This window comes from Mumia quercus (assembly GCF_025506335.1).
GTDB classification, from domain to species: Bacteria; Actinomycetota; Actinomycetes; order Propionibacteriales; family Nocardioidaceae; genus Mumia; species Mumia quercus.
The window spans coordinates 252,722-268,250 of the sequence record NZ_JANZYO010000006.1; the positions used below are offsets into that span (position 1 = coordinate 252,722).

General features: G+C 63.8%; 9 protein-coding genes. 7 read left to right on the forward strand and 2 right to left on the reverse strand.

The window, feature by feature from the left end; genetic code table 11:
- Positions 1-53 precede the first annotated feature (53 nt).
- Positions 54-404: a hypothetical protein gene (locus NYZ95_RS15785; protein ID WP_262852280.1), complete on the forward strand. Its 351-nt coding sequence runs from the start codon at positions 54-56 to the stop codon at positions 402-404.
- Here the strand turns inward: NYZ95_RS15785 and NYZ95_RS15790 are convergent.
- Positions 316-1,617 carry a DUF6884 domain-containing protein gene (locus tag NYZ95_RS15790; RefSeq protein WP_262852281.1) on the reverse strand — a complete coding sequence of 434 codons (1,302 nt, stop codon included), beginning with the start codon at positions 1,615-1,617 and terminating at the stop codon, positions 316-318. The two genes, NYZ95_RS15785 and NYZ95_RS15790, sit on opposite strands and share 89 nt — an antisense overlap.
- Before the next feature lie 114 nt (positions 1,618-1,731).
- Here NYZ95_RS15790 and NYZ95_RS15795 point away from each other — a divergent pair, with 114 nt between their 5' ends.
- The 6 genes from NYZ95_RS15795 (at position 1,732) to NYZ95_RS15820 (ending at position 13,983) form a co-directional block, all read left to right on the forward strand.
- Positions 1,732-2,049 (forward strand): hypothetical protein, encoded by a 318-nt coding sequence (locus NYZ95_RS15795; protein ID WP_262852282.1) that lies wholly within the window; start codon positions 1,732-1,734, stop codon positions 2,047-2,049.
- A 736-nt stretch (positions 2,050-2,785) separates the two neighbouring features.
- Entirely contained in the window at positions 2,786-6,472 is a 3,687-nt protein-coding gene (locus NYZ95_RS15800; RefSeq protein ID WP_262852283.1) for a DUF6079 family protein, read from the forward strand.
- Complete coding sequence (locus NYZ95_RS15805; protein WP_262852284.1) at positions 6,469-9,078, forward strand: DNA methyltransferase; 2,610 nt, start codon at positions 6,469-6,471, stop codon at positions 9,076-9,078. Before NYZ95_RS15800 ends, NYZ95_RS15805 begins: the two co-directional genes overlap by 4 nt.
- A 122-nt stretch (positions 9,079-9,200) precedes the next feature.
- A complete protein-coding gene (locus NYZ95_RS15810; protein WP_262852285.1) occupies positions 9,201-11,474 on the forward strand; it encodes a DEAD/DEAH box helicase in 2,274 nt (757 codons plus the stop codon).
- Positions 11,471-13,282, forward strand: coding sequence for a PglZ domain-containing protein (locus NYZ95_RS15815; protein WP_262852286.1), 1,812 nt, complete (start codon positions 11,471-11,473; stop codon positions 13,280-13,282). Before NYZ95_RS15810 ends, NYZ95_RS15815 begins: the two co-directional genes overlap by 4 nt.
- Positions 13,282-13,983: a hypothetical protein gene (locus NYZ95_RS15820; RefSeq protein WP_262852287.1), complete on the forward strand. Its 702-nt coding sequence runs from the start codon at positions 13,282-13,284 to the stop codon at positions 13,981-13,983. The genes NYZ95_RS15815 and NYZ95_RS15820 overlap by 1 nt, the downstream gene beginning before the upstream one ends.
- A gap of 560 nt (positions 13,984-14,543) precedes the next feature.
- Here the strand turns inward: NYZ95_RS15820 and NYZ95_RS15825 are convergent.
- Positions 14,544-15,479: a hypothetical protein gene (locus tag NYZ95_RS15825; protein WP_262852288.1), complete on the reverse strand. Its 936-nt coding sequence runs from the start codon at positions 15,477-15,479 to the stop codon at positions 14,544-14,546.
- Between the last annotated feature and the right edge of the window lie 50 nt (positions 15,480-15,529).

A 15,529-nucleotide genomic window follows, 5' to 3' on the forward strand; every position in this document is an offset into this window, starting at 1 on the left:
GTCGGCCCGCGGGCGTAGCGAGGAGGTGAGCCCTCGACCTAAGGAGAACCGTCATGCTCACCGCACTCTGGGACCTCAGCGCCGCGATCCGCGGCCACCTCCGCTTGTACATGCCCACCAACCGAGCCATCGAGTGGCTCCGCACCCCACGCGGCCTCAAGTGGGCGATCCCCGTGGGACTGGTCGCCACGCCCGCCTACCTCGGACTTACCGCCCTCGCGATCGAGTTCGCCATCCGTCCCGGTCTCGGCTTCCTCAACTTGTTGGTCTTCGTCTTCTTCTGGGACGCCGCGAAGTTCGCTTGGATGGCTGTCCTCAGTCCGCTGCTGTTCCTTGGGAGCGTCCTCGGCGGCCGTGTGACTTCCTCAGCGCTGAGAGGTGAGCTCGGAGCGGAGTCCGCCTGACCTTGTCCAAGTTCAGCGGTGGATCCAACTCCGCGAGGATCTCGGTCTCGACGTCCCCGAGCGTGTCAGCGTTGGCGAACGGGACCGCAACTAGGCGCAGGTGCTCGTGCATCCAGGCGGTCAGGGCCTCCTCGTCAATGTCGACCTCTCCGCGGGCCTCCGACAAGACCGATCCGAGGCTCAACCGGAACGTCGAGAACTCGTGGCGTCCGCCGAGGTGCATCGATTTGATTCGGCCCCAGAGTGTGTTCTTCGACTTCCTGCCGCTCCGGGAGCGGGTGGCACCAGCTAACCCGGCGTAGATCAATCCGGGTCTGATGGGATGGTTGAGTCCTCGACTCAAATCGGCGGCGCCTTCGTCATCGACCCACCAGCTGTAGAGGCCAGGCGAGCGCAGACCATCCCCGGCACCAGCCAGGAACGCGGCGGGAGTGATCGCTTCGTCGGCATGAGTGAGCCTGTCCAGCAGTTCGGCGACGCCTGCGTCGGGCATCTGCGGAGGAGTCACTGTGGACACTGGATCGCCCGCCGTTCCGTACCAGGAGAGCCGAGCACCCATCGTCAGCCCGGCGAGCGGCTCGATCACAGTGGCACCTTCGCCCGAGAGCAACCCCCGGATTGCATCGGCATAGGCCGACCCTGCATGAACCTCAATCGTCCGCCCGTCGACGGTTCCGACAGCTTCACCGAGTTGCTTGACCACCCGTGCGCCCCAGGCTCGACGGTAGTCACGCGAGGTCTTCGACAGTCGCAGGTCATAGGGCTCCAGGACCTGCTCGGGATCGACCAGTCCGTGCTCCGCCGACAGGACGAACCACCGTGCACCGGCCTGCTCGGCGTAGGCACGCTCCTTGCGGAAGAGGGTCGATGTATAGAGGTCCTTGGCGGGCGCTGGGACATCGAGCTTCTTCTTGACGCAGCCCACGAGGACCAGGTCTGGGGCAGAGTCGGGTGCTCTGACCGCCGGCGGACCTCCGTCCCCCGGCATTGTCGCGTTGGTGGTGGCACGCCGAACGAACGTCACAGACTCGCCGACCTTCACCGACGATGTGGTGAAGCCGGGCCACCCGGATCGATAGCCCTTCCAGAACGCGCCGTGCTTGTACGCCGACTTCGGCAGTCCACCGACCAAGGCGTCGAGCTCGTCCCAGGCGAGGGTCACCGACTCATCAACGTTGGCGAGCAATCTGCGCAGAGGACTCCAGTCGGCCATGAGGCGAGTCTCGCGCATGACGCCGACATTCGACCCAACTCGGGACGCTCACGGACCGCGCACTGGGCGAGGCTATTTGTCAGCCTTCGCGGGTTGCTCCGTAGCCTTGAGCACGTGTCAGACGACCTGCCCCTGTTCGGAGACGACGAGCCGAGCGAGCCGGCGCCGCTCGTTCGCCCCGTGACGCCGATCGCCGACTGGCAGGTCGAGTTGCTCCGAAGGGCCCTCGATGCCCGGAACCTCACCGACATGTCAGACCGACGACAGCAAATCGAGGACCTCTCGGGCCGGCCCGTCGCAAGTCTTCGGGAGCTCACCGCGGACGAGGCGATGACCGTTCTAGCGGCCCTGGGACGTACGCCGCCTGCCGCGCGACCATCGGGCTCCAGCTGGGACGACAGGGACGAAGACACCTGGATTGATCGGCTCTGAGCGAGTCGCCCCAGGCGGTCAGCCTTCGTTCTTTTCCTGGGGGACTCTGACCGGAGACCACAGTCGATTGCCGCTAACGATGGCAGGAGATTTCGGTGCAGAGAATAGAGAGCTGTCCAGCCGCAGCGCCGAACTGCAGCCTGCCTCCCGCAATAGTCCTGCGCCGATTCGTACCTTCTGTGAGGATTGAGGGGCAGTCGGTCATCCACGCACGCGCGTGGGTACCGTCGTCAGGGAGCGGCGAACGGAGAACCTCGGAGGGGCGTGTGTCTGTCTGGCCAGATGCGGGCCTCGCTGTGTGGAGTGAACTGGAGCGGTCACCTGGGCGCTTTGCCCTCATCTCAGGTGCCGGGGCCGACGAGACAGCCGATTTGTTGGCTGAGTTGCGCGGAACGGTCCCGGTGCACGTCGGCCGCCTTCTGACTCAAGCTGAGAGCCGACCCAGTGAGGCCGCCATCCGTGGACGGCTGGCAGGAAGCTCCGTGCTGGTGGGGGCGGAGATCCTCTTCGACCCGGTCCTTAGCCTCGACCCGATCCGACTCCTGGCGACCCTGGCGAGAGTCCAGCCCGTCATTGCTGTCTGGCCGGTGGACACGGAGGTGCAGCCCCTCACCTTTCCGCCCGGTGTCGGTGGGTCAAGACATACTGATCAAGACTTACAGGGAAGCCTGCTTCTCCGGACGAAGGCCACCATCTTCGCGGACGAGGCTCCATTCATCTCAGAGAGGTTCAGCTGATGCGTTACCGCGACCTGGTTCATTTCGAGCCTGTCGAGAGCGTCAAGCAACTCCGCGCCGCCGACAGCGCCGATCAGGCGCGCGAGGACGTTCGCACCTTCATCATCTCCGAGACGATGCGGGAGCAGTTGACGCAAGTAGTGCTGCCGAACTTGAGGTTTGACAATCCCGATTTCGATCACAAGGGTCTGCTGCTCATCGCGACTTACGGCACAGGCAAGACCCACCTGATGAGCTGTCTGTCGGCTGTTGCGGAGAACGCCGACTTGGTTTCGGACCTGACTGACGAAGCCACGGCCGAGGCGGCGGCACCAGTCGCCGGGCGCTTCAAGGTCATTCGAGTCGAGATCGGCGCGGTACAAATGGGCTTGCGCGACCTTCTCGCCTCGGAACTCCAGGACGGTCTGGCCAAGCTGGGAGTCACCTACGAGTTTCCTCCCCTCGACAAGGTGACGAACAACAAGCGTCCCCTCCAGGAGATGATGGCTCTCTTCGAGGCGGCGTACCCCGACCACGGGCTGCTCCTTGTCGTCGACGAGTTGCTCGACTTCCTCCGAACCCGCAGGGACAGCGAGATCATCCTCGACCTCGGGTTCCTGCGCGAGATGGGCGAGTTCTGCCGCGACGGTCGGTTCCGACTCATGGCCGGTGTCCAAGAGACGATCTTCGACAATCCTCGGTTCGCCGCTGCGCAGGACGAGGTTCGTCGCGTCCGGGAGCGGTATCAGTCGTTCCGCATCGCGCGAGAAGATGTGGCGTACGTCGTGCAGGGTCGAATTCTTGGCAAGGACGCTGAGCAGAAGAACCTCATCCGGGAGCACTTGGCAAAGTTCGCTCCAGCCTTCGAGTCGCTTGGGCGCGACCTGGAGTCGTTCGTGGACCTCTTCCCCGTGCACCCCGCGTACCTCAAGACGTTCGAGGCCCTGACCATTGTCGAGAAGCGTCGCATCCTCTCGAGCCTCACCGCGCAGATCAGGCAACGACTGGATGACGAGGTCCCAGATGACGCGCCCGGAGTCATCTGCTTCGACAGCTACCGCAGCGAACTCGACGCCGACCCGGCGAATCGGGTGATTCCGGAAGTTCGCACGGTTCTTGAACGAACCCGTGTTCTGCGGGACCAGGTCGAGCGCAACATCGACGTTCCTGGCGACGTGCAGCCGGCGCTCAGGATCGTCGATGCTTTGGCGGTCCACCGCCTGACGACCGACGACCTGGATGCGCCCATCGGCCTTACCGTCGACGACCTGCGGGACGACCTGTGCTTGCTGCCGCCCGACACCCCTGAACTCGACGCGGCGTTCATTGCCGGCTCGATCGAGACGCTGGTACGGGAGATCAGCAAGGCGGTCTCGGGGCAGTTCCTCTCCACGAACGAAGCCAACGGTCAGGTGTACCTCGACCTGAAGAAGGACGTCGACTACGAACAGCAAGTCAACGAGCGGGCCGTCACCCTCGACGAGGATCAGCTCGACAATGCGTACTACCGGGCGCTTGAACAGTTGCTCGAGGTTTCCGCTAGCCCTTACGTAGCGGGGTATCGAATCTGGACCTACGAGCTGCCGTGGGCCGCGAAGAAGGTAACCCGCCTGGGGTACCTGTTCATGGGAGCTCCGAACGAACGTTCGACTGCGCAACCGCCTCGTGACTTCTATCTCTACTTCCTTCAGCCGTATGCCCCGCCGAAGTTTGACGACCCCATGAACCCAGACGAAGTCTTTCTCCGGCTGGAGGATCCCGACGAGGGTTTCACTACGTCTCTGCGCCGCTATGCCGCCTCGCTGCTGAAGGCGCAGGAGACAACGAGCCAGCATCGTTCAGCCTTCGAGTCCCGCGCGGCGAAGCATCTCAACGAGATGGTCGCCTGGTTGCGCGCGAATCTCGTGAACAACATGAAGGTGACCTATCAAGGCGAGCAGAAGACGATCGCGCAGTGGCTTGCGGGGGTCCAGGGTGGCCGCAAGAGCCTCAAGGAGCAGCTTGACACTATTGCCTCCAACGCTCTCGCCACACATTTCGCCACCAGGTATCCGGGCTACCCCTTGTTTAGCGACCAACTGACCTCAAGCAACCTGTTCAACGCGGCACAGGCCGCACTGGCGCAGCTTTCCGGCAAGGACACGGCCCTAGGCCGCGCGACCCTCGGGGCGCTGCAGTTGCGCGACTTGGACGAGAACATCGTCGAGTCCGGTACGTACGCCGCTGCCCTCGTCGGCACCCTCAATGCCGCCGGCGGTGCAGCCGTGAATGATTCCGACCTCTTGGTGGAGCGCGACCCGGGGGTTCGAACGTGGGGTACGTGGCACCTGGAACCTCTGTGGCTCGTGGTTGTCGCCGCTGCGCTCAGTTATCTCGGAAGGGCTGAGCTGGGCTTCGCAGGTGGCCAGAAGATCACTGCCTCCAACCTCGACGACCTGAGCAGGATGTCCCAGGTCGATCTCGAGCGACTGTCGTTCATCACCACCCCCGCCGGGGTGGACGCCGCCGGGCTCACGCGAGTCGCGACCCTGCTCGGGCTTCCGCCCGCGCTTGGACAGGGAGAGGTTACGAACGAGGTCGCCGCCAGATTCGTGGCCGAGGCGGACGCGACGCACGCTACGGCGAGTGAGTTGAAGGCGTACGTGCAGTCGGCGCCTCGGCTTTGGGGCGAGGAGTTGTTCGATGATCCCGCTGGGCGGCTTGCTCGGATCGCAGCCTTCGTCGATGTCGTCGCCGACGTGCGGACCCGGAACAACGTCGGAAAGCTCAAGCGACTGAATCTTGATCAAGCGAAGCTGGACGCTGCTGCCGAGGGGAAGAAGGAGCTGGCCCGAGTCGATGAGCTTCGCAGGGTCAACGACCAATTCAGCCCGATCGTGCGCTACTTGGAGGATGCGGGGAACGTTCTGGGCGCGAACGACCCATACGCGGAAGATGCGACCCACGCTCGGGCCCAGCTCCGTGACGTTCTGAGGGCGCCCGCACTGGACAAGAACGCGGCAGCTGCCGCCCGACGCGCAGCTGAGGACATGCGCGTCCAGTACCGCACCTTCGCGGTCGAGCGACACACCGCAGAAAGGCTGCCGGCCTCAGGGGACACCGAGAAGCAAGAGCTCGTCAACGGCCCAGCCTGGCGCGATCTGACCACGCTGTCGACCATTGAGCTCCTGCCGAGCGGACAATTCGGGGACCTGGATGCGCGGCTCCTGGGTCTGGTCGCGTGCAAGCAGTTCAGCCCGAGCGACTACGACAACACCTACACCTGTCCGCACTGCAGTTACCGGCCGTCGCCTGCCTCGGGTGAGTCGGCTCAGCAGCGGCTCAAGTCCGTTGCGGACCGTGTGAACGAACTGTGGACCGAGTGGGTTGCAGCCCTTCGGGACTCCGTACGGGCTCCGGAGATCCACCAGCAGCTCGAGGTACTGCAGACGGAGGAGCGAGCGCGAGTCGAGGAGTTGCTGGACGACAAGCTCGCGGTGGGGGAGATCAGTCAGCAGCTTGTGTCGACCGTCAAGCAGCTCCTCAACAAGTTCTCGATCGTTCACGTCGCCCCCCGTGAACTCGTCGACGCGGTGTTCCCGGCCGGTCGGGCAACAACAGTGGCTGACGCTGCGCAGGCTTTCGAGACCTGGCTCAATGGGCTGGCCCAGAAGGCCGGGGGAGACCCGGCAAGCATCCGTCTCGTGGCCGATGGAGATGATCAGTGAGCGACCACCTCTTCGACGGCGACAAGGAGGGCCGCGCCGACCTGACGGCGTCTGCGACTGAGCAGCTGCGCAAGGAGCTGGAGTCAGGCAACCTGCCCCTCGCATCTGGACAGAGTGTGGCGTCGATCCTCGAGATGTCGAGCGCGCCGTGGCACAGCGCCACCACGAATCCCTTCGTGCGCGAGTGGGTCGCGGCTTCGATGCCAAACAACGATGCGCGTGAGGACCCGGGTCCCTACCTCGACGATGTCCAAGGTTCGAAGAACACCCTCCAGTACAAAGCGCACGCCTATCCCACGAAGGTGCCCCCAGAGGTCATTGTTCGGTTGCTCTTGCATTACACAAAGCCCGGTGACGTCGTGCTCGATGGCTTTGCCGGCTCGGGCATGACCGGCGTTGCGGCCCAGATGTGCGCAACGCCGAACAGAGAGATCGAGACCGAGTTCAAGAGGCACGGCAAGTCGCCGCTATGGGGAGCTCGCCGCGCGGTACTTAACGATCTTGCTCCTAACGCCACCTTCCTCGCGTCGGGCGTCACCCTGCCTGTCGATCCAGCCGAGTTCGACAGGGCGAGTGACAGGCTGCTGGCGCGCCTCGATGACGAGCTTGGCTGGATGTATAAGACCAAGACGCCCGAAGGCCTCGAGGCGGACATTGACTACACCGTGTGGTCGGAGGTCTTCACCTGCCCGCATTGTGCTGCGGCGGTCGTCTACTACGAGGGGGCATTCGACAAGGCGACGCTCAAGGTGAACGAAGTCTTCCCATGTCCAGGTTGTGGAGCGACCGTCGGCAAGCGGAGCTCCCCGCAACTTGTACGACGTAAGACGACCGTGAGAGTTCTAACGGGAGAACTCATAGAGCGTGTGGAATTGCGGCCGGTGCGAATCCACTACCGCTGGCGTAGCGGTAAGGCGATCGTTACGGGAAGCAAGGCGCCTGATAAGGAGGACCTTGAGGTTCTCGGTCGAATCGCGTCTCTGACCGCACCGGGAGCGCCGACGGCGTCTCTGCCGATCGAGAACATGGTGCATGGCTCACGTCTCGCGCCGAAGGGGTTTACTGCCGTCCAACATCTCTACTCGGATCGGTCGCTCGCGGCGCTCTCGAGACTCTGGTCCTGGGCAAAGGAAGAGGAAGAGCCTTCCCTTCGGAGAGCGCTGAAGTTCTGGGTGGAACAGTGCTTCTGGGGATTGTCGTGGATGAACCGATACAAGGCCACCGATCATTCACAAGTGAATCGCAATCAGAATGGCGTGTACTACGTATCTTCACTTATTTCCGAGTGCTCTCCCAGGTACAACCTTGAGGGTAGCCAGCCATCGAGAGGGAAGAAGAAGACCCTCGTCAAGCTCTGGCAGTCGATCCCTAAGACGGCCGATATCCGAATCTCCACCGGTGACGCCGCCAACCTCCCTCTCGACGACGCGACAGTCGACTACATCTTCGTCGATCCCCCGTTCGGCGAGAACATCCCCTACTCCGACCTTGCGCAAGTGATTGAGGGTTGGCACGGGGTTCTGACGCAGGTCGAGCGTGAAGCGATCGTTGACAGGCCACGGGGTAAGGGGAATCGCGAGTACGCAGACTTGATGACGGCATGCTTCAACGAGTTCGCCCGCGTGCTCAAGCCCGGTCGATGGATGACCGTTGAGTTCTCGAACAGCTCCAACGAAGTCTGGGCTGCTCTGCAGGAGGCACTCGGCGCCGCAGGGTTTGTCGTCGCCGACACCCGGGTTCTCGACAAGACCCAAGACAGTTATCGACAGGCGACGGCGGTGAACGCTGTCAAGCAGGACCTGATGATTTCCTGCTACAAGCCGGACGCCTCAACAAGCGAAGCGGTTGCAGGCAGCGGTGGCGCCTCCGTTTGGGCGTTCGTAGGTGAGCACCTCAAGCATCTGCCGATCGTGGAGGACACAGGGAGTCACGTCCGGGCCGTTCGCGAACGGCATCCCGACCGCATCTACCACCGCGTCGTCTCGTACTACGTCAGCGCAGGCTTGCCCGTACCCATGACGGCCGGAGAGTTCTATGCCGGTCTCGAATCGCACTACAACGAACGAGACGGGATGTACTTCCGGCCAGACCAGGTCGAGACCTATGAGCGGAAGAAGCTCACGTTCAAGGCCCTGGCTGACGTGGAACTGTTCGTGACTGACGAGAAGTCCGCCGTCGCGTGGCTGCGCCAGCAACTCAAGCGCAAGCCCCAATCCATGGCTGGAATCCAGCCTGAGTACCTCAAGGAGGTCGCTACCACCGGGGAACGTCCCGACCAGCTCCCCGACCTGCGCGAACTCCTCGAGCAGAACTTCATACAAGAATCCAACGGAGCCTGGGCAGTTCCCGACCCACGCAAGGTTGAGCACCTAGAGCAACTCCGCAACCGCGACCTTCTGCGTACCTTTGACAGCTACGCCGCCGGTAGTGGACCACTGCGCCGCTTCCGCGGGGAAGCCGTTCTCGCCGGCTTTAAGAAGGCCTGGGCCGATAGTGACTACAACACGATTGTGAAGGTCGGGGCCCGGCTTCCCCAGGACTACCTCGTCGAGTTGCCCGCGGTGCTGGCGTACGTTCGTAACGCTCGATCCCGGCTGAGCAGGTGATGGAAGCAACTTGGCGATGGTGGCCTGGAGGACGGGAAGTCGTCCAGATCCTCAGCGAGCAGCACCTCTTTGGCCAGACCATTCTCGACATCTACTCCCCTGCTGAGGGACGCGTCCATACCGTGTCCGCGGAGGACGTGGTTGACCTCGAACGGCGCCGATGGGGGCCCCACGAGCTGGCTGAGAGGGCCCTGGCTCTGCGGGTTCTTGCTGAGGCGAGCACTGGGCATCCGATAGCTGCAGGCGCCCGCGTCGATCTCCTTCCCCACCAAGCCGCGATCCTGCAGCGTGCTTTGCGACTCGAGCCGGTTCGACTCGCAGTCTGTTGCGAAGTCGGGCTTGGGAAGACAATGACCGCTGGCGCGGTTGCGACTGAGTTGCTTGCCCGTGGTCGAATTCGCCGAGTCCTTGTCGTTGCTCCTAAAGGCGTGCAGTTGCAGTGGGTCGCCGAGATGAAGGAGAAGTTCGGCCTCGACTTTGTCCGGATCGGACCCGAGGGCGTTCCCATCGACGCCAGTGGGGCCGTCTGGCGCGCGTTCGACCTCGCGGTGACCAGCGTCGACGCGATCAAGCCTCTCCGTCGTCGCGTGGGATGGAACCAGCAGCAGCTCGAAGCTCACAACGCTGCTCGAGCTCGCGGAGTGTCCGCAGCCGACTGGGACCTTGTCATCATTGATGAGGCGCACCACGTCGCCGGCTCACGTGTCGATGTTGCCCGGCACCAGCTGGCCCTCGACTTGGCCGCCACCACCGACCACCTGCTCTTACTGACGGCGACCCCACACTCCGGTAAGTCCGAGTCCTTCCGGCGCTTCCTCGGCTTGCTTGACCCAGGCTTCCAGGACGGCCGCGACATCAACGCCAGCACGGTGGCTGCCGTCGTGGCGCGAAGTGACAAACGCACCGCCGTCGACCACGCGGGCCAGCCACTCTTTCACCCGCGCACCACCCAGCTCGAGATCGTCCCGTGGCACGATCACCCCCTGCATCGCGAGCTGTATGACGCCGTGACGGACTACGTCCGAGAGGGCTACCTCAGCGCCCGTGCTGCTGGGGACACGGCCCGCAGCTTCCTGATGCTGCTCTTCCAGCGGCTTGTCGCAAGCTCCACCGCGGCCATCGTTGCAGCTCTCGAGCGGCGACTTGAGACGTTGCGCAGAGCGCCAGAAAGTGAGTCGGACCAGTTGGCCTGGGACGAGCTTGATGACGAGGAGAGCATCCTCCTGCTTGAGCGATCAGGTGCCTCGTTTACGGACCAGACCGACCTCGCCCGTCTCGTCGACCTGGCTAGGCGCACGCTCAGCGCCGAGCCTGACCCGAAGACAGCGCACTTCCTGAGGCTGCTGCGGGCCCTGCAGCGAGACGAGCAGGACCCCGAAGTCAAGATCCTGGTCTTCACCCAGTTCCGGGCGACACAGAGGGCCGTCGTGAACGTGCTCGAGGCCCAGGGCGTTCGGACTGCCACCGTGGACGGGACCATGGGCCTGGCCGAGCGCGCCGAAGCCCAGGCCGCCTTCCGTGACAAGGCCCAGATCCTTGTGTCGACTGACGCCGGCGGTGAAGGGGTCAACCTACAGTTCGCCCACGTGGTTGTGAATTGGGATCTCCCCTGGACCCCGACTCTCGTAGAGCAGCGAATCGGTCGCGTTGACCGCATCGGCCAGCGGGTGCCTGTCAGGGCCTTCAGCTTCGCCCTGGAGGACAGCGTGGATCAACGGGTCCTAGAAGTGCTGGAATCCAAACTTGCAGTGATCCTTCGAGAACTCGGGGTCGACAAGCGCGGAGATGTTCTAGCGACGGTCGATGGCCTGACCGACTCCCTGTACGTGACAGCGATTCTGAATCCTGAAGGCCTCGACGAAGCAGGCGAGGCCTTCGCGGCCGCGACCCGCACCGAGCTGCAGGCGACCAGCGGAGAGCGGGCGATTCTGGGCGAGATCGCGATCACCGCGCCAAAGCCGGCGCCCTCCCCGGTCCCGGGCCTGATCGAGCGACTCAACGACGAGACCGACGGAGCGGCAAACGCTGCACTGCGCCGCACCAGTGTCATAGTCCCTGGTGAACCGGTACCTCAGGTGAGACTGGATGGCGCGCGCGGGTGGTTGGCGGTCGCGAGAGTCGCACAGGGCGACAGGGATGGTGCAAGTGCGGCGTTCGCCGTGTTCGTCCCAGATGACGGCGGGCGACCCGACCCACGCCAGGGTCGTATCCTCTTGGACTCGCTGGCCAACAAGAGAATCACCAGTCTCGACCTGATTCCGATTCCAGCAGACGTGCACGCGGCACTTACGCGAGCTCTCAGCGACTTCAGTTACCAGCATCTGCGCGAACTCGGCGGAGGAAGCCTGCCTCGGCTGCCCAGCCTGCGCATTGCCCTCGCGGTCAGATGCACATGACTACCAGGTTGCTGAGCACCACATGGCACACCCTCGTGGGGGAACTCCAATTGGATCCGGGGGAGTTCCTGCTGTATCTCGACCCTCATGGTCTCGATGACGTTGAGAGCGAGAACGGGGAGATCGTGACCGTCGACGATCGTTGGCAGTTCCGCCGCCTCCTTGAACGGCGCCTGCGACGATTCGGGCCGTCGGAGCCCCCGCTGCTCATACATCTGCGCATTCCTGACCTTGCTTCTGCGCACGACCTTCCTTTCGACGCTCGCTCGTTCCCGCACCGCGTCCTCGATGTCCGGCTCCCTCCGCAAGCCCTGATGGATGTCCGCCAACTGCCGCCGCACGCTGTTGAGATCCTGACCCTCAATCGATCGGTACAGGAACGACTCACTGCGCTGGCTCGCGAGCTCACTGGGCTGGCTTGGCCCCCCGCCTCCGATATGTCAGTAACAGCGGCCGTTCGCCTGGCTCGCTCACTGGGGCCTGGCCTTCGGCAGCTCCTTGGCCCGACCTGCCCGCCGGGAGCAGCCCTCAGGATCCTGGAGGCCGATGACCCAATGGTTGCTGTCGGGCAGCTCCTGACCGAGTGGAGCCAGCTCGGCATGAACCACCCCGACGACACGGCTCTGAGGGCTGCGGCCGAAGATCTCAGCCACCTAGTTGAAGAGCAGCAGACCACCGTCTTCGCCGTGCCCCTGCCTGAGAGCCTGCCGAAGGTTCTGAGGGACGCGGTCAGGGAGGCAGATGCTGCGCCTGAGGTCGTTCGCCTCTTAGATGCGTTGCCAACGGACGGCACCTCGCTGGAGTCCTGGATCTCCGTGAGCGAGGCCTGGGCGCGAGTCCGATGGTCTCTTGCCGCGCTTCCGCCGACCCCGGAGACTTCTGCTCTCGCACAGCGCGTCTGGGCTAGGTGGGATGCCCTCGACGGTCCTTGGAACGCCTGGTTGAGGAGCAATTACGGCCTTCTGCTTACCAGGAATGTGCTCCACCCCGCCAGCGTGCATCAGGTGGCGCCATTCCTCGCCTCTCAGGTTGTTGCGCGTGGGTCGAAGGTTCTGCTGCTGGTTCTCGATGGTCTAGGGGTGGCGCAGTGGCAGCATCTCGTCTCGAGCCTGTCTCTCAAGGCTCTTGACGACCGTCGCGTGCTGGCCTGCCTGCCGACGATGACTACGGTGAGCCGACAGGCGATCTTTGCCGGCGCACTCCCAAGCACCTTCGCCGAGACCATTGAGCGAACAGATGTCGAGAAGACCCATTGGCGCAGCTTCTGGGTGGCCCAGGGGCTGGCACCTGAACAGATTCACTACTACAGAACAGACGGGGCCTCGAACGTGGGATGGTCCGACCCACCGGACGATGCTGTCGCGATCGGCGTAGCGGTTAATGCTGTCGACAACCTGATGCACGGCGTCGCGGTCAACGGAGACCACCAGTTCCATGCCGGACTGCGGACCTGGCTAGACGCGGGGTTCCTCGAACGCGCCCTGGACTGGGCTGCACGCCGAAGTGCCCAGCTGTGGATAACTTCGGACCACGGCAACCTGCCCTGCCTAGGGTTAGACCTGCCAGTGCCAGACGAAGGGGTGAGGGTGACGGGGAGAGGCAAGCGGGCCCGGATCTACCGGACTGAGGCCCAACGGACCGTCGCCGCTGTGCCCGGTTCCGAGTGGACCCCGCCGGGATTCCCAGAGGTAGCGGGGGCTCCTCTCTTTGCCCCCGGCCGCACCTTCTATCAGCGCACCGGAGGAGCAATTACCCACGGAGGCCTGAGTCTCGATGAAGTTATCGTCCCGCTCTCAAGGATCATGTGATGGGTGACGCAATCCTTGACCGCGATCTCAAGGTTGAGTGGCTAGACGCTGCGCTCCGCGTCGCTCGGAAACGGCTTTCGGTGGCCGAAGCTCGGACCCAACTTCGCGATGAGCTCGTGCACGAGCCCTTGGGAGCTGCGGCGCTCACCAAGACGGTAACTGCTCTCACCCGGATCTGGCTGGCTCCGGGCACGACGCAGCTGAGCCACGTCCAGTGGGCGTTGGCCTATGCAGATCGAACCGCCGATTGGCGCCCCCTGCACTTGGGAGCCCTCTTGGTCAGCGAGCCGTTCATTCGTAGCCTGCTGGACGCTTGTGGACGCGAGGTGATTGCACGTGGCGAAGTGGACACCGTGGTGCTGCGCGATCGAATGCGAAGGCTCTACGGCCCGCGACGGAGCATCGACATCTCCACTCAACGCGGAGTCAAGACCTTGCGCGGCTTGGGGCTACTCGAGGGTGAGCCGTCCGCTTCGGTAAGTACACGCGGCTGCCTCTCAGTTGCCGAAGGTGCCCTGGCAGCCTGGCTTATCCGGTGTCTTCTCCTTGGGCGAGCTGCGGAGTCAATCGCGCTCGATGACCTGGGACACGCTCCTGAGTTCTTTGCAGTGAAGCTTCCCGCCGTTCTCCCGAGGCGGGCCGCGGGCGTGAGCAAGCACACGGAAGGCGTCGGACGAACAGTGATGGCGCTGGACATATGACCAGATCGACGCAGTCCGCAGATCTCTGTGTGGTGCTGTTGACCCCCCCGCTCACCTCGGGAACTCGAACCATCGGTGCAGTCCGCCGCGGAGCTAAGATCCTGGGCCACGAGGACTTTCAGATCGCGAATCTGATGAGCACAGCGACGCAACATGCGCGAGATGCTGCAGTCGTCGGCGCGGACGAGAAGCCATGGCTCAGCGCGCGGGCGGAGCTTAGCCGCGGGACGAGACAATCGAGGAAGCTACTTCTTGCGTGGGGCGTCTTGCGCCACCTCGGTCCCGCGCGCCGACACGCCGAGTCACAGGTTCAGTGGCTGCTGGACGTCGCCGAGGACTCCGGACACTTAGGCGCCTGGTCCGTCGGCGACGACGTCAGGCACCCCTCGCGGTGGCATCAATTCACTGCGGACCGACATGGGCGCACGGAGGGTGGCGACGGAATCGAGAGGTTACGACAGGTCCTCGCTTACCGCGAGCTCGACGAACTTCGCCGGTGCCTCCTTGGCGGCACTCGCTCTGATCGTTAGATGCAGGATCCGGGGCCGAGTAGTCGGAGCTCAGCCGATCTCAGGGGCCAGAGTCGCCACGATCGGATCGCCGGCGTCGAGGTCCACGTCTGATCGATGAGTACTGGCGAGCCGATCCATGACCGAGGTCGAGATTCCCAGGCGCCGGGAGATCTCTGCCTTCCTGATCCCGAGGTCGAGCAGTTTTCGCACGGCTGTGGCGTACCGCGCCTCCCGGGTTGCCGAGTACAGATCAGCCTCAATGCTCACGAGTTCCCGCAGGACATGGTGCTTCCGGTGGTCAGGCAGTTCGTCGTCGAGGTATGGGCTGACGATCTGCAGTCGGGTCGCGTTCTTGGACGCGAAACCCAACTGATCGCGAACCAAGGGGGGAATCCGCTCGAGCATCTGTCGAGCGGATTGCGCGATCTCGCGCTCGGCCTTGCGCGCGAGACCACTTTCTCGGGCGTAGCCGGGGAGTTCCCGCTGGAGACGCGTCAACACCCGCGGGTCCTCCTCAGCTACTCGCGCGCTGAGGAAGTCGTGGAGGTCATCGCCCCAAGCCAGGGGATCGAACGCAGGATCGACAGCGAGGTCGGCAACGAGTTGCTGCGCTCGGTTGTCGAGCTTCTTGCCTACAGTCTCGTTGAAGACCCTGGCCGCCACACTTCGAACCGTCTCTGCGTCTTCTGCGTCGAGGTGTGAGGTGAACTCGGCACACAGTCGCCGACTCTGGTGTCCGTCGAAGCGTTCGTCCGCCACAATTCTGTCGACCAGCTCGCGAAGCTCGCCCTCGATGGTCCGCCCGCTGCGGTAGTCGTAGTACGGATTGGAGTAGTCCGCCATCGACACAGAAAAGCCGTACTTCGTCACCTTCGTCGACGTCGGCGCCTTCCGCCACCGGGTCGTCGACGAGCCGTTGTCGCAGATCGGCGCTCGGGAATGCATGTATGACGCCATTGGCGGCGAATCCCAGGACAGCGCCATCGTCCTCCAAGTAGAGAATGCGGGCGCCAACACGCTGGAGCACGTCCAAG